Source organism: Streptomyces sp. CG4, assembly GCF_041080655.1.
GTDB lineage: Bacteria > Actinomycetota > Actinomycetes > Streptomycetales > Streptomycetaceae > Streptomyces.
On sequence record NZ_CP163525.1, the window covers coordinates 4,167,037 to 4,183,784 of the forward strand.

16 protein-coding genes are annotated in these 16,748 nt (G+C 69.2%); 6 read left to right on the forward strand and 10 right to left on the reverse strand.

Translation table 11 applies throughout. The annotated features are described in order from the left end of the window. Window positions 1-23 precede the first annotated feature (23 nt). The 8 genes from AB5L52_RS18940 to hemL form a co-directional block, all read right to left on the reverse strand. A complete protein-coding gene (locus AB5L52_RS18940) occupies window positions 24-434 on the reverse strand; it encodes an SRPBCC family protein (protein WP_351026944.1) in 411 nt (136 codons plus the stop codon). 25 nt (window positions 435-459) lie between these two features. Further along, entirely contained in the window at window positions 460-1,560 is a 1,101-nt protein-coding gene (gene ccsB / locus AB5L52_RS18945) for a c-type cytochrome biogenesis protein CcsB (RefSeq protein ID WP_351026945.1), read from the reverse strand. Then, a complete protein-coding gene (locus AB5L52_RS18950) occupies window positions 1,557-3,257 on the reverse strand; it encodes a cytochrome c biogenesis protein ResB (RefSeq protein ID WP_351026947.1) in 1,701 nt (566 codons plus the stop codon). Before AB5L52_RS18950 ends, ccsB begins: the two co-directional genes overlap by 4 nt. A 3-nt stretch (window positions 3,258-3,260) precedes the next feature. Continuing rightward, entirely contained in the window at window positions 3,261-4,031 is a 771-nt protein-coding gene (locus AB5L52_RS18955) for a cytochrome c biogenesis protein CcdA (RefSeq protein ID WP_351026948.1), read from the reverse strand. Window position 4,032: 1 nt separating this feature from the next. Further along, a complete protein-coding gene (locus tag AB5L52_RS18960; RefSeq protein WP_351026949.1) occupies window positions 4,033-4,623 on the reverse strand; it encodes a TlpA disulfide reductase family protein in 591 nt (196 codons plus the stop codon). A 148-nt stretch (window positions 4,624-4,771) separates the two neighbouring features. Next, entirely contained in the window at window positions 4,772-6,037 is a 1,266-nt protein-coding gene (locus AB5L52_RS18965) for a hypothetical protein (RefSeq protein WP_369365159.1), read from the reverse strand. Window positions 6,038-6,199: 162 nt separating this feature from the next. Next, a complete protein-coding gene (locus AB5L52_RS18970; protein ID WP_351027049.1) occupies window positions 6,200-6,847 on the reverse strand; it encodes a histidine phosphatase family protein in 648 nt (215 codons plus the stop codon). Window positions 6,848-6,906: 59 nt separating this feature from the next. Then, on the reverse strand, window positions 6,907-8,223 hold the full coding sequence (hemL, locus tag AB5L52_RS18975; RefSeq protein WP_369368927.1) for a glutamate-1-semialdehyde 2,1-aminomutase: 1,317 nt from the start codon (window positions 8,221-8,223) through the stop codon (window positions 6,907-6,909). A gap of 656 nt (window positions 8,224-8,879) precedes the next feature. Between hemL and AB5L52_RS18980 the strand changes: the two genes are divergently transcribed. Continuing rightward, the gene (locus AB5L52_RS18980; protein WP_067057744.1) at window positions 8,880-9,317 is read left to right on the forward strand and encodes a hypothetical protein; all 438 of its coding nucleotides are present in this window, start codon (window positions 8,880-8,882) and stop codon (window positions 9,315-9,317) included. A gap of 76 nt (window positions 9,318-9,393) precedes the next feature. Here AB5L52_RS18980 and AB5L52_RS18985 read toward each other — a convergent pair whose 3' ends face one another. Together AB5L52_RS18985 and AB5L52_RS18990 are read right to left on the reverse strand one after the other, a co-directional pair. Beyond that, a complete protein-coding gene (locus AB5L52_RS18985) occupies window positions 9,394-10,731 on the reverse strand; it encodes a site-specific integrase (protein ID WP_058081476.1) in 1,338 nt (445 codons plus the stop codon). 1 nt (window position 10,732) lies between these two features. Beyond that, window positions 10,733-11,029 carry a helix-turn-helix domain-containing protein gene (locus AB5L52_RS18990; protein WP_369365162.1) on the reverse strand — a complete coding sequence of 99 codons (297 nt, stop codon included), beginning with the start codon at window positions 11,027-11,029 and terminating at the stop codon, window positions 10,733-10,735. 479 nt (window positions 11,030-11,508) lie between these two features. Between AB5L52_RS18990 and AB5L52_RS18995 the strand changes: the two genes are divergently transcribed. The 5 genes from AB5L52_RS18995 (at window position 11,509) to AB5L52_RS19015 (ending at window position 16,693) form a co-directional block, all read left to right on the forward strand. Further along, window positions 11,509-11,751 (forward strand): AlpA family transcriptional regulator, encoded by a 243-nt coding sequence (locus AB5L52_RS18995; protein WP_094056861.1) that lies wholly within the window; start codon window positions 11,509-11,511, stop codon window positions 11,749-11,751. A 137-nt stretch (window positions 11,752-11,888) separates the two neighbouring features. Next, the gene (locus AB5L52_RS19000; RefSeq protein ID WP_058081473.1) at window positions 11,889-13,139 is read left to right on the forward strand and encodes a DUF3631 domain-containing protein; all 1,251 of its coding nucleotides are present in this window, start codon (window positions 11,889-11,891) and stop codon (window positions 13,137-13,139) included. A gap of 220 nt (window positions 13,140-13,359) precedes the next feature. Then, a complete protein-coding gene (locus tag AB5L52_RS19005) occupies window positions 13,360-14,217 on the forward strand; it encodes a DUF2637 domain-containing protein (RefSeq protein WP_058083974.1) in 858 nt (285 codons plus the stop codon). 119 nt (window positions 14,218-14,336) lie between these two features. Further along, complete coding sequence (locus tag AB5L52_RS19010; RefSeq protein WP_369365165.1) at window positions 14,337-14,987, forward strand: MobC family plasmid mobilization relaxosome protein; 651 nt, start codon at window positions 14,337-14,339, stop codon at window positions 14,985-14,987. Beyond that, entirely contained in the window at window positions 14,984-16,693 is a 1,710-nt protein-coding gene (locus tag AB5L52_RS19015; RefSeq protein ID WP_369365167.1) for a mobilization protein, read from the forward strand. The genes AB5L52_RS19010 and AB5L52_RS19015 overlap by 4 nt, the downstream gene beginning before the upstream one ends. Window positions 16,694-16,748 lie beyond the last annotated feature (55 nt).

Genomic DNA, 16,748 nt, shown 5'->3' on the forward strand with positions numbered 1-16,748 from the left:
CAGGCGGTGCCCGGGGCACCGCCCTAGGCGTGGGGCGAGGCACCCAGCCGTTCGATCAGGCGTTCGAAGCGTCGGCGCCAGTCCGCCTCGGACTCCCCCTCGCCCCGGAACTCACGGGTGAAGCGCAGCACGCTCCCCGTCTCCCCGGCCCGCTCCAGATGGAACCGGAGCCGGCCGCCGCCCTCGACGGTGTATTCGGCGACCCGGTCGACGTCCCAGGCGGTGACCCGGCCGGAGCCCAGCTCGCGCAGGGCGACCGCACCGCCGAGCCGGGGCTGCAGAACGTCGACGGCGGTGCACCACACCCCGAGTCCCTCGGGGGTGGCCACCGCCGGCCAGACGTCTTCCATGGGCCTCGGGAGCCGCACCAGGAAGTGGAGTATGTGCGTGTTCCCGTGGGTCTGACTGGCGCCCTGTGCGATGGAACCGCTCATGACACCAGTGTGGGCGCCTCTCGGCTCACACGCCCGCGTAGGAGTGCTTGCCGGTGACGAAGATGTTGACGCCGTAGTAGTTGAACAGCCAGCAGCCGAAGGCGATCATCGCCAGGTAGGCGGCCTTGCGGCCCTTCCAGCCGGCCGTCGCGCGGGCGTGCAGGTAGCAGGCGTAGGCGACCCAGGTGATGAAGGACCAGGTCTCCTTCGGGTCCCAGTTCCAGTAGCGGCCCCAGGCGTCGCCCGCCCAGATCGCGCCCGCGATGATCGTGAAGGTCCACAGCGGGAACACGGCCGCGTTCACCCGGTACGCGAACTTGTCCAGCGAGGCCGAGGCAGGCAGCCGCTCCAGCACCGAGGTCGCGAAGGCGCCGGGCTTGCCGCCGGTCTGCAGCTTGTTCTCGTACGCGTCCTTGAACAGGTACAGGATCGTGGCGACCGCGCCGACGTAGAACACCGCGCCGCAGAAGATCGCGGTGGAGACGTGGATGTACAACCAGTACGAGTGCAGGGCGGGGACCAGCTGGTCGCTCGCCGTGTACAGGACGGTGACCGCAAGGCCCAGGTCCAGCAGGACCGTGGTGATCAGGAACAGGCCGAGCCAGCGCACGTTCTTCTTCAGCGCCAGCAGCCCGAGGTACACCGCGACGGCGACGGTGGAGAAGGTGATGTTGAACTCGTACATGTTGCCCCACGGAGCCCGCTCCACGGAGGCCGCGCGGGCGATGACGCCGCACAGCTCCACCAGGAACGCGAGCACCGTGAGGGACACGGCGATCCGGCCGTACAGGTCGCCCTGCACGTCCCCGCCGTGCGCGCCGGGCCCGTCCGGCACGTCGCGGGCACCGGCCGCCGAGCGGACGACGACCTTGGGCCGCTCCAGTACGGCGGTGCCCCCCGCCTGCTTCACGGTGACGGCAGGAGCCTTCGCGGAGGTCTTCGCGTCCGCGGTCAGCGCGGCGGCCGTACGGGCGACCTTGCTGCGGCTGCCGAAGAGCCATTCGGCGATGTAGGCGAAGAAGGCCAGGGTGTAGACGGCCATGGACGAGTAGATCAGCGTGTTGCTGATGCTCGCCAGGTGTTCGTTGGTCGCGGCAGCGAGATCGGTAGCGGCGGCGAGAGTCACTTCTCAGCCCCTTCGGCAGGTACGACGGGAGATTCGGTGGAGTCGTCGTCGGGTTCGGGTGCCCCCGGCGCCTGGTCGTAAAGGGTTCCGGCGAGGTCGCCCAGTTCCTCGGGCACCTTGGCGGACTCGCTGCGGCCGAGCCCGGCCATCTCGACGACCGTCACGCCGTCGGCGCCGCGCACCGCGCGCACCCACACCCGGCGCCGCTGGATGAACAGGGATCCGGCCAGACCGAAGATCGCGGCGACGGCACCGCCGAGCGCCCAGCCGCTGCCGGGCTCCTGGACGACCTCGAAGCCGGCCCACTGCTTGACGTCCTTCTCGAAGGTGAGGGACCCGGCGCCGTTCGGCAGCGTGAGCGTGTCGCCCGGCTGCAGCAGCTTCTTCAGCAGCTGGCCCTTGTCGTCCTTGAACGCCTTCATGTGCGTCTTGTCCAGCTGGTACACGCTCTGCGGGATGCCCGAGTCCACACCGAGGTCGCCGTGGTAGGCGTTCACCGCGAGCAGCGGGTTCACCAGCGCCGGGAACTGCGAGAGCATCGTGCCCGCCTTCGGGTTGAAGGTCGGCACGAAGAAGGCCTGGAAGCCGAGCTGTTCCGACTGGCCCTGCCCGTTCCTGTAGCCGTCCATCACCTTCACGACACCGTTGGAGGTGACGTTTCCGTCGAGCGGCAGCAGCGGTACGGCCTGGTGGTAGACGACCTGGCCCTTGCCGTCGCGGACCGTGATGACGGGCGCGTAGCCGTGGCTGACGAGGTAGACCTTGGAGTCGCCGATGCGCAGCGGCTGGTTGACCTTGACGGTGGTCGACTTCTCCTTGCCGTACGCACCCTCGCTGTAGTCGATCTTCGCCTCGTAGGTGCGCGGCGTGCCCTTGTTGGGGCCGGTGACCTCGTAGGTGCCGTTGAACTGCTTCAGGTTGAAGCTGAACGGCACGAGGTCGTCGTTCTGGAACAGGCTGCCGGACTTGAAGTCGTCGTACTGCGGGAGCGAGTTGGAGAACCCGTCGCCCTCGACGACCAGCTTGGTGCCGTCCGACTTGTACAGCTGGCCGGAGGCGAAGGCGATCAGCAGCACGATCAGGGCGACATGGAAGGCCAGGTTGCCCAGCTCGCGCAGATAGCCCTTCTCGGCGGCGACGGCGTCACCGGCGACATGGGCGCGGAAGCGGCGCTTCTTCAGCAGCGCGAGCGCGGCCTCGCGGACCTGCTCGGGCTCGGCCGTGGTGCGCCAGGTGGTGTAGGCGGGCAGCCGGGTGAGCCGCCTGGGCGCGCCGGGCGGCCGGCCGCGCAGCTGACCGACGAACTGCCAGGTGCGCGGGACGATGCAGCCGATGAGGGAGACGAACAGCAGGATGTAGATCGCGGAGAACCACACCGAGCTGTAGACGTGGAACAGCCCGAGCTTGTCGTAGATCGGCGCGAGTGTCGTGTGGGCCTTGCGGAAGTCGTCGACCTTGTTCAGGTCGGCGCCGGTCTGCGGGATGAGCGAGCCGGGGATCGCGCCGAGCGAGAGCAGCAGGAGCAGCAGCAGCGCGACCCGCATGGAGGTCAGCTGCCGCCAGAACCAGCGGGCCCAGCCGATGACGCCGAGGCCGGGTACGGCGGAGAGCTCCTCGGCCGGCGCGGTGGACAGCTGGGAGCCGGCCGCGCCGAGGTCCTCCTGGTCCTGGCTCTTGTCGGTTTCGGTTGTGCTCATCGATCAGATCCCCACAGTGAAGCCGTCGGACCAGGTCTGCATCTGCTGCACCAGACTGTCCCAGGCGCCGGTGAGCAGCAGCACACCGGTCACGATCATCATCGTGCCGCCGATGCGCATCACCCAGACATAGTGGCGCTTGACCCAGCCGAACGCGCCGAGTGCCTTGCGGAAGGCGACGGCGGTGAGGACGAAGGGGACGCCGAGGCCGAGGCAGTAGGCGACGGTCAGTATCGCGCCCCGGCCGGCGCTCGCCTGCTGGGAGGACAGGGCGATCACGGAGGCGAGGGTGGGGCCGATGCAGGGCGTCCAGCCGATGCCGAACAGGGCGCCGAGGAGGGGCGCGCCGATCAGCCCTGCGGTCGGCCGCCGGTGGAAGCGGAACTCACGCTGGGTCAGCCAGGGCATCAGCCCCATGAAGAACACGCCCAGCAGGACCATGAGCACGCCGAGCACCTTGGACAGCGTGTCCTTGTACTCCTGCAGGGTGGAGCCGAAGAAACCGAAGAGCGCCCCGCCGGAGACGAACACGGCGGTGAAGCCGACGACGAACAGCGCCGCGCCGGTGGCCATCCGCCCGCGCCGGGCGTCGGCCAGGTCGGTGCCGGCGACTCCGGTGACGTAGGAGAGGTAGCCGGGAACCAGCGGCAGGACGCAGGGCGAGAAGAAGGAGACGAGCCCGCCGAGCAGGGCGACGGGCAGGGCGATCAGCAGGGTGCCGTCGCGCACGGTCTCGTTCTGGCCCGTCAGGGCCAGCGTCACGAGTGCGCTCACGTCACTTCTCCGCCAGGACGGGCCTGAGCATCTTCAGCAGAGCCGTGTCGTCCAGCGCCTCCAGGGCTCGCGCGGCGACCTTCCCGTGCTTGTCGATGACGAGCGTGGAGGGGATCAGCTGCGGGTTGAGCGTGCCCTTCCTGAAGCGGAGCATCAGCTTGCCCGTGGGGTCGTACAGGCTCGGGTAGCCGATCCCGTGCTCCTTCTCGAAGGCGACCGCGGGGGTGGTGCTGGTGTCCCGGGTGTTGATGCCGACGAACTGCACGCCCTTGCCCTCGTACTGCTTCGAGACCTTGGAGAAGTACGTGGCCTCCTCGCGGCACGGGCTGCACCAGGAGCCCCAGACGTTGACGACGACGACCTGGCCCTTGAAGGAGGCCACGTCGAGGGTCTTGCCGTCGATGGTCTCGCCGGACAGGTCCGGGGCCGCGTCGCGCTTGCCCGCCGGCACGGTGTCGATGCCGTTGTGGCCGGTGACGAAGTTGGTGTTGCCACCGCCGCCGGACGTGCCGCCCTTGCCGCACGCGGACAGGGTCAGAGCCGTCACGGCGGCCACGGCGCCGAGCAGGACGGCACGGCTACGGGTACTCATGTGAAAAGTTTCGCATGCCAGTTCCGGCGATCTCGCGCGCCCCCCTGCCGGGCGGAAACCCGCATTTCAGGGCGTATTTACACGGGACATTTCCGACAGGGGGTCAGGCGCGGGCCGGGCAAGGGCCGGACAAGGGCCGAGCATGGGACTAGGCGAGGAACTGCTTCCAGCCACCGGTGGGCGCCTGTCCGACCCCGAGCGAGCGCAGCTTGGTGAGCACCTCGGGCTTCTGCACGTCGATCCAGTCGCAGAACTGCCGGAAGGAGACGAGGCGGACGTCGGCGCCCTTCTCCTTCGCCTGCGCGATGTGCTTGAAGGCCTGCTCGACGGCGTCCATGTAGATGCCGCCGTTCCAGTGCTCGAAGTGGTTGCCGATGAAGAACGGCGCCCGGTTGGTGAAGTATGCCCGCTTGAAGCCGGCGATGTACGCCCCGGCCGCCTGCTCGCGCCAGGCCGGGTAGTTGGACGGCGGCGCCTTGGTCGAGTTCTGCGACTGGTTGAACATCATGTTGTAGTCCATGGACAGGACCTGGAACTTCTTGCCGGGGAACGGGATCGCCTGCAGCGGGAAGTCCCACAGCCCGTGCTTCTTCGACGGCCACACCTGCAGGCCGCCGGGCGAGGAGGCGTCGTAGCGCCAGCCCAGCTCACGGGCGGTCGGCAGCAGGTTCTCCTGGTTGAGCAGGCAGGGCGTACGACCGCCGACGAGCTCCTTCTCGTAGTCGAACGGCAGGGCCGGCATGTCCGAGAAGCCGGTGTTCGTCTTCCAGTTCTTGACGAAGGACTTGGCCTGCTTGATCTCGCTGTGCCACTGCTGGGGCGTCCACCACTTGACCGAGGTGTGAGCCTCGCCACAGAAGTGGCCGTTGAAGTGGGTGCCTATCTCGTGGCCTTCGAGCCAGGCCCGGCGGACGTTGGTCAGCGTCGCCTTGACGTGGTCGTTGTTCAGGTAGCCGATGTCGGAGGCGCCGATCTTGTTGTTCGGCGGCTGGTACATCCGCTTCTTGTCCTCGGGCAGCAGGTAGAGACCCGAGAGGAAGAAGGTCATGGACGCGCCGTGCTGCTTGGCCAGGTCCAGGAAGCGCGGGAAGAGGCCGTTGCCGACCTCGCCGGCGCCGTCCCAGGAGAAGATCACGAACTGCGGCGGAGTCTGGCCGGGCTCCAGCGGCTCGGGCTTGCTCGGCTGGTGCGGCTGCTTGCCGGTGAAGGAGGTGGAGCCGTCGCCGATGAGCTTGCCCTGGGGCGCGCTCGGGTCGCCCCCCTGCCCGTCGTTGCCGCCGCCGGAACCGGCCGCGTGCCCGCTGCCGCCCGATGACGTGGAGCTACCGCAGCCGGCGAGAGTGGCGGCGGCCGCGGCACCCGCGCCGAGGCCGAGTATGCCCCGGCGGGAGAAGTTCCGGGAGTCGGTGCGCATGAAAATCCCCGATTCGTCGCGCCTGCTGGTAGACACCCACTGAGAGGGCGCGACGGCCGGGAAGGTTCACTTGAATTCGTATGCTTTTCGCAATAACTCAGGCAAAAATGCCTAAGGTGCGTCAAATAAGCTGCAGGAAACGGCAGTTTCGCGCCACCGGCGTCACGCACCGAAGGCCTTGCTCTTCCCCGGCACCGGCTTGGCACCGGCCCGCAGATGAGCCGGGACAAGATCGATGGCGGGCTCGCTGTAACCCACCGACACGATCCGGTCGCCGAGATACGTGAACGTCGTCAGAGAGGCGAGCGTGCACTGCCGCTTGCGCGGATCGTGCCACAGCCGGCGCCGTTCCACATAGGACCGCACGATCCAGATCGGCAGCTGATGGCTGACCAGCACCGCCTCGTGCCCGCGGGCCTGGTCCTTGGCCGCGTTCAGCGCGCCCATCATCCGCACCACCTGGTCGACGTACGGCTCGCCCCAGGACGGCTTGAACGGGTTGACGAGGTGCTTCCAGTTGCCGGGCTTGCGCAGCGCGCCGTCGCCCACGCCGAAGGTCTTGCCCTGGAAGACGTTGTCGGCCTCGATGAGCCGCTCGTCGGTGTCCAGATCGAGACTGTGCGCCTTGGCGATCGGGGTGGCCGTCTCCTGCGCCCGCTCCAGCGGCGAGGCACAGACGTACGTCACATCCCGCGGGGCGAGGTGCTCGGCGACCCGGTCGGCCATCTGCCGGCCCAGCTCGGACAGGTGGTACCCGGGCAGCCGCCCGTACAGGATCCCGTCCGGGTTGTCGACCTCGCCGTGGCGCATGAGATGGACGACGGTGACGTCCTTGTCCCGGTCGCCGGCGCCGCTGCTGATGATGTTGCTCACGCGGTGGCCTCCGCAGCCGCCCGGGCCGCCGCCGGAAGGGCGTCGGCGATCTTCTGGATGGCCCGCTCGTCGTGGGTCGTGGACACGAACCAGGACTCGAACGAGGACGGCGGCAGATAGACGCCGTTCGCGAGGAGGGAGTGGAAGAACGCGGTGAAGCGGAAGGACTCCTGCCGCTTGGCGTCCTCGTACGTCCGCACCTGCCGGTCGGTGAAGAAGACGGAGAACATGTTGGAGGCCGTCTGCACCCGGTGTGCGACACCCTCCTTGCTCAGCGCCTCGGTGACGAGGGCCCGGATCTGCGCGGACACGGCGTCGACCGTGTCGTAGGCCGCGTCGTCGAGCAGCCGCAGCTGGGCGAGCCCGGCGGCGGTGGCGACGGGGTTGCCGGACAGCGTGCCGGCCTGGTACACGGGCCCGGCGGGAGCCAGATGCGCCATGACATCGGCGCGCCCCCCGAAGGCGGCGGCGGGGAAGCCCCCGCCCATGACCTTCCCGAACGTCATGAGGTCGGGCTTGACCCCGTCGATCCCGTACCACCCGGCCCGGCTGGTCCTGAAGCCCGTCATGACCTCGTCGGAGATGTAGAGGGCGCCGTTCTTCCGGCAGGCGTCCTTCAGCCCCTGGTTGAAGCCGGGGTCCGGCGGGACGACGCCCATGTTGCCCGGCGAGGCCTCGGTGATCACACACGCGATCTCGCCCGGGAACCGGTGGAAGGCCTCCTGCACGGACTCCAGATCGTTGTACGGCAGCACGATCGTGTCGCCGGCCTGGGCCCCGGTGACGCCCGGGGTGTCGGGAAGGGCGAAGGTGGCCACACCGGACCCGGCGGCAGCGAGGAGGCTGTCGACATGCCCGTGATAGCAGCCGGCGAACTTGATGACCTTGGACCGGCGGGTGAACCCACGCGCGAGCCGGATGGCGCTCATGGTCGCCTCGGTCCCGCTGCTGACGAGCCGTACCTGCTCGACGGGCTCGACCCGGGCGACGATCTCCTCGGCGAGGGCGACCTCGCCCTCACCGGGCGTGCCGAAGGACGTACCGCGGGCGACGGCCTCCTGGACGGCGGCGATGACCTCGGGGTGCGCGTGCCCGAGGATCATCGGGCCCCAGGAGCACACCAGGTCGACGTATTCACGCCCATCGGCGTCGGTGAGGTACGGACCGCGGCCGGACACCATGAAGCGGGGCGTACCGCCGACGGCGCGGAAGGCGCGCACCGGGGAGTTCACCCCGCCGGGCGTGACGGCGGAGGCGCGGTCGAAGAGCGCCTGGGAGGCGGGCGCATCGTAGGGATAGGGCGTTTCGCTCAGGGCACTCATGGCGTGCGACTTCTCCGGCTTCTCGGACTCCGGTGACTTCGGTGACCTCCTCAGGGTAGGCCGCGGCCCGACGGACGCGTGGCCCGCCTCGGGATCGAGACGCTGAGGGGCGGGGCGGCGGAGGTGCGGCGGACACGGCGGCGCACGTGGTGGCGGACGCAGCGACGGACGTGGCGGCGCAGGTGGCGCCGGACATGGCGGCGGACGTGGCCGAGGGACGTGGCGGTCGAAGTTCTGCCGTCCATCGCCGCCGTCCGCCATCTGCGAGACTGAGACCTGATACACACAGCTCATACGCACGTAGTGATCAGGGACCGGAAAAGATCCCGTGGCCTGTTGTTCCACCGCACGTTTCGGCGGGCGGCCGTGGGGGAGGTCACTGACACGATGATCGGGTTGCGCGGCGGGGGCCACGCGTCCTAAAAAAGCAGTCGGGTGGAGATATGCATCGCGGTGGCGGACTGGGCGAGGGGACTGATGACCTGGGTCCTCGACGTGCCCGGCGGGGAAGGCACCGGCGCGACGCGGAGGAAGCGACCGAATCACGTCAGGCTGAAGCACGTCATACACAGGGTGTACCGGGCGAGCCCGAGCGGCACGACCGGCGGGCCGACCGCCTCAGGGCGGGGAGCAGGAATGGTGGTCGGGTGGGGGTGACGTACAAATACTTCGGTGCGCCGGACGGCGCCACCGCGGCCCGTGTCCCCATCTCCATGCGCCCCGAGGAACTCGGCGGCGACGAGCTGGGCATGAACGGCATGTTCACCAAGATCAAGCCGGAGACGATGGCGGCGATGGTCCTCACCGGCATCGAGGGCGTCCCCCTGCACAAGGTCCCGCCCCTGGAACTGGTCGTCCTGCACCCCGACTACGCGGTCGTCAGGCTGCCCATGACCGTCGTCGACCCCCTGCGCGGCATCGGCGAGGAAGCGGTCGGCGCGGCGGCCTTCATCTGGTCGACGGTCCCGGACCGCGGGGGTCCACGGGACGCGTTCAACGTGTACCAGCTGCTGCACGAGTGGCAGGACTTCAGCCATCGACTGCATGAGGCGGGGCATCAGCCGTACTGCCTGGTGTGGCCCTGATCGGCTCTGAGCTGGGGTTTCTTGCGGGTTGGGCGGGGTCTTCGGACCTCGCCCTTTTGGGTGCCGGGGAGGGCCGTCAGGCGGCCAGGGCACATTGAGGGCACATTGGTTTTGCTGGGGGTGCTGATGTGCCCTGGGCTGCGGGTGGGTCGCCGTCGTTTTCCGCCTCGGCTTCCGTTTCCGTGAAGGCGTCGTCGATCGCCTTGCGGGTGCGGGTCTCGCTGGACGGCAGCAAGTGCGTGTACGTCCGGAGCGTGAAGCCCGGGTCCGAGTGGCCGAGGTACTCGGAGAGCGCCTTTATGCTCTCACCCGCGTCCAGGAGCACGGAGGCGTAGGCGTGCCGGAGGGCGTGCATCCCGTCTTCGGGGGCCGCCTGGAGGTACCTCGCACCGCGCTCGCGGGGAGGGATCACGCCAGCGGCAGCCAGAGCGCGCTTCCAGTCGCCCATGTTGAAGACGCTGCGGTTGTAGGCCCGCCCCTTCTGGTCGACGAAGAGGAGACGGAAGGTCTTCGGCTCGCCGTCCGGCTTGGCCCACGGCAGGGTGACCTCGACCGGCGGGAACTCCTTCGTGTGGGCCTTGAGGGCGGCAGCAAGCTGGGCCGGTAGAGGCACAGATCGGATCTTGTTCCCCTTGGGCAGGGCGAAGACGGGCTTCGTGCCGACGAGCCGTACCTGGCGGTTGACGTGGATCCAGCCGGTCTTGAAGTCGATGTCCTCGACGGCAAAGCCGAAGACCTCGCCCTGACGCAGGCCGCAGCCAAAGGCGAGCTTGCCGCCGGCCTGGAAGCGCTTGGGCAGGCCGGCGAGGACTGCCCGGACGCGCTCCAGCGGCCAAGGGATGATCTTCTTCTTGGTCGCGGTCGGCAGCTTGACCGACTTCGCCTTGCAGGGGTTCTTCGGCAGGAGCCCATCCTCCACGGCCGCGCCGAGGATGCTGGAGAGGATGTCGAAGATGCCCTCGATCGTCGACACCTCCAGGCGGGCGTCCTGGAGGGTGCGGATCCAGCCCTGGATGACCGAGGGCTGGTTGAGGGAACGAAGCTCGCGTCGCCCGAGGTGCTCGACGATGTGGTTGCGGACCGTTGCCTCGTAGCGGAGGGCTGTCGTCGGACCGACGGAGTTCGCGTCCAACCACTTCTGTGCGTAGGCGCCGAGCGTCTGCTTCGTCTCGGCTGGCACGACGTAGGAACCGCGCCGGATCTCGACGTCGACCTCAGCGGCCCGGTTGTCCGCCTCAGCCTTGGTGTCGAAGTTTTCCTTGCGCTGGCGGCCGTCCAGATCGCGGTAGCGGACCTGCCACCGCTTGCCGACGCCATGATCGGCGGTGGGGACCATCTGCCGCGTACGGCTCTTGTGTTCACCGCACTCGGCCTCGGTGGGCTTGGGGTGGGACTTGTGCCAGCGGTCGTACACGTCAGCCAAGAAGGACCCCCTGAATGCGCTCCCAGGTCCGGAGCGGAGAGGTCTCCAGAGGCAGCAGGACTGCGTGCGAGACGCCGAGGGCGGCGGCGATCGCGACGAGGTCGTCGACGTCACAGCGGCGGTGGGCGCGCTCGGTGCGGCTGAGGGCTGTGTTACACGTCGGGCGGCCCAGCGCGGTGCATCGGGCAGCCAGCTGGTGCTGGGTCAGGCCGCGCGCGATGCGTATTCGCTCTATGGCGCGGGCGGCGTGGAGGCCGGCGGGGCCTATTTCAACGGGTCGAGTTGCCATGACAGGTAGCTGTAACTTGCAGCCGACCTTTATGGCAAGAGTTGGCTCTAAAACTCTACAGAAGTCGTTGCAGGGTGACCGTGGGGCGGCGTGGCGTTTATCTCGCCCATTCACGAGGCACGGACGAGTAATTCCGGGAGTCGCCGTGCTAACTTGCCGTCACGCGTGAACTTTGGGCGTTTTGAGCCGGTAACCGATGATGTGCTCACCGCTTGCTTCAGCTCACCTGATCACCTGCCCAGACAGGCTCCGGCCTGCACCAACCGACGAGACGGGCCCGGTCGGTGCCCCCCGGGCGATCAGGGATGAGGAGGTAGTCGCCAACTTTTTGGTCAACGGCCGATCCACCTCTACGGTTATTACCCCTCCCAGCCACGCCGAGGGAATTAGTGGAGAGTTTTAGAACCAACGCTGGACTTCTTCGCTGGCGGTGTGGCTGTGTTGTCCAGGCACGCTGTCCAAGACCGAAAAGGAGCCCTGTGCCGAATACCTCTCTCCGCAGCGCGAACGCCCCTTCCTCCGCCGACGCTGCCCGGCGCGGCCCGTTGGCCACCCCGGCGGAAGTCGCTGCCTATCTCGGGGTGCCGGTGAAAACGCTCTACCAGTGGAAGTACCGGGGCCTCGGCCCCAACGTGCACAAGGTCGGCCGCCACCTCCGCTACCGCTGGTCCGAGGTGGACGCCTGGGTGAACGCCCAGTCCGCGTACGACCTCACGGCCTGAAGCCGCCCTGCCGGGACAGCGAAGCGGCTCTCCGCGAGCCACCGCCGAGAGCCACAGAGTCCCCGCCCCCATCGCCCTTGAACGATCGAATCGGTGGGCCGGGCCTTGCCCGTCCGGCCCACCGGGAAGGAACGCCTATGGACGAATCTACGTCCCCCGACTCCTCCGCCGCATCCTCGATACCCACCTGGCCGCCCGTCGCCGCCCTGGGCCAGGACGCCACCGCGAAAGCCTCGACCTCGGAGGACGACGAGCCAGGGCAGCCCGGAGAAGGCGCACAGCTACTGGACGAGCTGCAGGAAGCCATCGCGCGGTACGTGATCCTGCCCAGCAGTGAGGCGCTGACCGCCGTCACGCTGTGGGTGGCGGCCACGCACATCCAGCCCGCCCTCCAGCACGCACCTCGCCTCGCCGTGGTCGGGCCTGCGAAGCGGTGCGGTAAGTCCCGCCTGCTGGACGTGCTCACCGAGACTGTGCGCGAGCCGCTGATCACGGTCAACACCAGCCCGGCGGTGGTCTTCCGCGCCATCGGTGCGGACCCGCCCACCCTGCTGGTGGACGAGGCCGACACCATCTTCGGCAGCATCAAGGCCGCCGAAAAGAACGAGGAGCTGCGTGGCCTCCTCAACGCCGGCCACCAGCGCAACCGGCCCGCCCTGCGGATCTCCGGGCCGGAGCACAAGCCGCAGGCGTTCCCCACCTTCGCCATGGCCGCGCTCGCCGGCATCGGGGACCTGCCGGACACGGTCATGGACCGGGCCGTGGTGATCCGAATGCAGCGGCGCAAGCCAGGTGAGCGGGTGGAACAGTTCCGCTCCCGCCGCGACATACCCGCCCTGCACGCCCTACGTGACCGGCTGACTGCCTGGCTGCGCCCGCTGATGGACACCGCAGCCGACCTGGTGCCGCCGATGCCGGTGCAGGACCGTGCGGCCGACACCTGGGAACCGCTGGTGGTCGTCGCCGAACTGGCAGGCGACTCCTGGCCGGAGCGAGCACGCGAAGCGTGCGTGGCCATGTGTGCCGCCGAGGTCGGCCAGGACGACGAGTCCAACGTGAAGACACGCCTGCTGAAGGACATCCGCCGCGTCTTCGCGTGCTACGGCGATCCTGACACCGTGCGCACGCGGGACCTGCTGGAAGAGCTACTCAAGGACCAGGAGGCGCCGTGGGCGGAGTACCGCAACACCGGTCTGACCCCGCGCTACCTGGGGATCCTGCTGAAGGACTTCGGTATCCAGGCAGCCGTCCTCCGCTTCGAAGGCGGACGGCAGGCCCGGGGATTCACCCACGCACAGTTCACCGATGCCTGGGCCCGCTACTGCCCCGAGGAGCAGCCACCCGACGGCGGTGAGACCACACGTCACGGGTCGGCCGTACACCCGTAAACACCCGTCGCACACGTCGCACCGCAGGTCATCCCCGTGACGGGTCCGGCAACTGTGACGGGTGCTCCCGTATCACGCCAGGCTCCCGTACCTGCCCTGACCAGGCATGCGACGGGTGCGACGAGTCCGCCGCCCTCCCCACTGGCAACCCCGCACCGCGCCTAGGCACCCGTCTCCCCCTGGAGTACCACGCTTGCCCTCACGCACCGCCCAAGCCCCCGTGCCGCCAGTGACCGTAGCGATCCGCCTCGGGGTCGCCCTGGTCGGCACGATTGGCTTCGCCCTCTCCTACGACGCCCTGCGGCAGATGGCCGTCGCCATCCACATCCGCGGAGTCCTCACCTACGCCTTCCCCCTCGTGATCGACGGGTTCATCGCCATCGGCGTCGCCGCCCTGCTCATCCTCCGTACCGCGCCCTGGCGTTCTCGCCTGTACGTCTGGGCACTGGTCGGTCTCGCCACCGTCACGAGCATCTGGGCGAACGCTCTGCACGCCGTCCGCCTCAACCAGCAGGCACACACCGCCGGGCTCCATCTGGACGATGTCACCGTCGGCGCCCTGTCCGCGATAGCTCCGCTCGCCCTGGCCGGCGCGGTCCACCTCGACCTCGTCATCCGCCGCCACCCCACGAGTCTGCGCGAAGAGGCCGCCGCCACACCGGGCCACAACTCCTCTGGCCACAGCCACAACGGCACGCACAGCGCCATGCGGCCTGCCCGTTCGCAAGACGATGACTTCCTGCCGAAGGAGGCACAGAGCTCGCGTGACGTGGCCGAGCGCCCAGACCTGGCGGAGGCAGCCGCCAACGTGCCGCGGGCCCCGAAGCCGCTCTCCAAAGACGAGGGCCACGAACGGGATGTCACCTTCGACGAACTCCTCGCCATCGCCCGCACCGCACCGCTGGGACGCGGGGACCGTGCCTCACGCCGCAACATCGAGGCGGCCATCCGAGCCGCTGAGTACCGCATCGGCAAGGACCGTCTCACTCAGCTCAAGGACCGAGTACAGGCCGAACTCGACCGGGCTGCCCGCCAGCGACAGGCCGAGCCCGACACGGCCCCCGTCGGCACGCGCTGAGGGCCGCCGCCCCACCCCGATCGACCCCCTCCGCTCGTTCCCGCACAGCCCGGAGCGGGGACGAGCGGCCCACTAGGCGACACGGCCTCGCCCCCCAACACCGCACGGAGAACCCCTCAATGCACGACCAGCACCCCGAACTCGCCACCGACCGGACGCAGATGATGACCATCGCCACCAGCGCAGCAAGGTATGGCGTTGGACCGTCCAAGGGCCGGTCCAACGCAGGCACCTCCGCCCCGGGGGTGGCGGAGGACCTCGGGCACCAGGGGGTGCCCGAGGAGGTAACGCCCGGCGACGCAGCCGAACAGTCGCCCGCCGCCCCCGCCGACGAAGTCACCCTGCGTCGCATCGCTCGCCGCCGTACCCGCGAGAGCGTCCAGCGCAAGCAACGTGTCGATGTCCGCTACAGCAGCGATGAGAAGGCCCGGATCCTTACCCGTGCCCGCAAGATGGGCATCGCCGGCGCCCACCTCGTCGGCGCCGTGATCACGGCCTACCTCGACGGTGATCTCGCCGTGGGCCTGGCCGGGCAGCGCACCCAGCTCGATGACTGCCTCGACAAGCTCGACGCCCTACGGGCCGAAGTCGCGCGCATCGGCAACAACGTCAACCAGATCGCGCACCGCCTCAACGCCGGAGGCGATCCACACCCTGTGGACGCCACCGTCCTCGCCCAGACCGAACGCACCCTGGTCGCCGTCCGCGGCGCCATCAGCGACATCGCGCAGACCATGAACCACGCCGTCTCCGTGAAGGCGGCCTGGTGATCGCCAAGATCGGCAGCGGCAAGAGCACCGCCGGCCTGATCCGGTATCTGTTCGACACGAAGAAGGCCAAGGACCACACCGACCCGCACCTGGTCGCTTCCTGGGACGGCTTCGCTCCCGATCCCGGCCGCGCCGACGGCTTCGACGCCACAAAGAAGCGGCTCGTGGCCGACCTCGACCTGCGGATTAAGCAAGCCCGCCGACTGGGCCGGGCGCCCGAGCGGCACGTGTGGCACTGCTCGGTACGTGCCGCCCCCGGCGACCGGCACCTCACCGACGCCGAGTGGGCGGACATCGCGCGCCGCGTTGTGGCGGCCACTGGCATCGCGCCACAAGGCGATCCGGACGGGTGCCGGTGGGTCGCCGTCCGCCACGCCGACGACCACATCCACATCGCCGCCACCAAGGTCCGTGGCGACCTGCGCACCGCCCGCCACTGGAACGACTACCTGACCGCCGACAAGGAACTCGCCGCCATCGAGAAGGAATACGGCCTCAAGCAGGTCGTGCGCGGCGACCGCACCGCCGCCAAGCGCCCCACCCGCGCCGAGACGGAGAAGGCCCGCCGCGTCGGCAAGACCCAGACCTCCCGCGAACGCCTGCGCACCACCGTCCGCCAGCTAGTGTCCATCGCCACCAGCCCGGAGGAGTTCCTCCTTCTGCTCGACGGCGTCGAGGGCGTCCTTGTGGACGTGCAGCACTTTCCCTCCGGTGACGTGCGCGGGTACAAGGTCGCCGTGGAAGGCGACACCAACGCCGCCGGCGAGCCGATCTGGTTCTCCGGCGCCAAACTCGCCCCCGACCTGTCCTTCCCCAAGATCCGCGAACTCCTCACCGCCATCGATGCCCCGCCCGCAGCGGAGCCGGGCAGCCGACGCAGGCCCAACCCGTGGCACCAGGCCACGGCAGCAGCCGAGCGCATCCTCCACCACCTCGACCACGGCGACGACGAAGCCGCCCAGGCCCACATCGCTGCGCTCGGCGAAGCCATCGACGTCCTGCCGCTGCTCGCCCCCAGCCACCTGCGGCCACATCTGCAGCAGGCCGCCGTCGCCTTCGAGCGCGCCACCCGCTCCCGCATCCGCGCCCAGCAGGACCAGGCCCGCGCCCTGCGGGGTGCCGTCCGAGCCCTGCGCACCGCGCCGGTCACCAGCGACGGCTCCGGGCTGGCGATGTTCCTCGACATCGCCGTCCTCATCGTCATCGCCACAGCTCGCTGGCACCAAGCCCGCCGGCACAACCAGCAGGTCGCCGCCGCCCACCAGACCCTGGCCCATCTCCAGACCGCCTACCGACAGGCTGCTGCCGGGCCGCTGGCCGCCCTGGCTCAGCGCCAACCACCGGCACGCGCCATGGAACGGCACGCCCAGTGGATCCTCGTGATCCTGCCAGACCACGCCCAACAGGTCCTCGACGACCCTGCCTGGCCCGCCCTGGCCGCAGTCCTCACCGAAGCCGAGAACGCCGGCCACGACCCCGAGCAACTCCTCCAGCACGCCGCACGTCAGCGCACCCTCGACGACGCCCGCTCCACCGCCAGGACCCTCACCTGGCGCGTCCAACGCCTCGCCGCCCGGCAGGCTCCCAGCGCCCGAGCACGGGCTGCCCAAGCCCGCACCAGGGTTGCAGCCCGACCGGCACAGCCTGGCCAGACTCCATCCAGCCCGTCACAGCCTGGCCTGGCGGCACCTGCTCGACACCGGTGATGCCGTCAGCGGGCGCGGAGGTACCTGTCGCGTCCACCCTTCAGGTTTCCCACAC

Bases quoted from the DNA above. Each gene is read 5' to 3' on its own strand.
- AB5L52_RS18940 (WP_351026944.1), bottom strand. From the start codon at position 434: ATGAGCGGTTCCATCGCACAGGGCGCCAGTCAGACCCACGGGAACACG.
- AB5L52_RS18950 (WP_351026947.1), bottom strand. From the start codon at position 3,257: ATGAGCACAACCGAAACCGACAAGAGCCAGGACCAGGAGGACCTCGGC.
- AB5L52_RS18960 (WP_351026949.1), bottom strand. From the start codon at position 4,623: ATGAGTACCCGTAGCCGTGCCGTCCTGCTCGGCGCCGTGGCCGCCGTG.
- AB5L52_RS18965 (WP_369365159.1), bottom strand. From the start codon at position 6,037: ATGCGCACCGACTCCCGGAACTTCTCCCGCCGGGGCATACTCGGCCTC.
- AB5L52_RS18970 (WP_351027049.1), bottom strand. From the start codon at position 6,847: ATGCGCCACGGCGAGGTCGACAACCCGGACGGGATCCTGTACGGGCGG.
- AB5L52_RS18990 (WP_369365162.1), bottom strand. From the start codon at position 11,029: ATGGCAACTCGACCCGTTGAAATAGGCCCCGCCGGCCTCCACGCCGCC.
- AB5L52_RS19000 (WP_058081473.1), top strand. From the start codon at position 11,889: ATGGACGAATCTACGTCCCCCGACTCCTCCGCCGCATCCTCGATACCC.
- AB5L52_RS19010 (WP_369365165.1), top strand. From the start codon at position 14,337: ATGCACGACCAGCACCCCGAACTCGCCACCGACCGGACGCAGATGATG.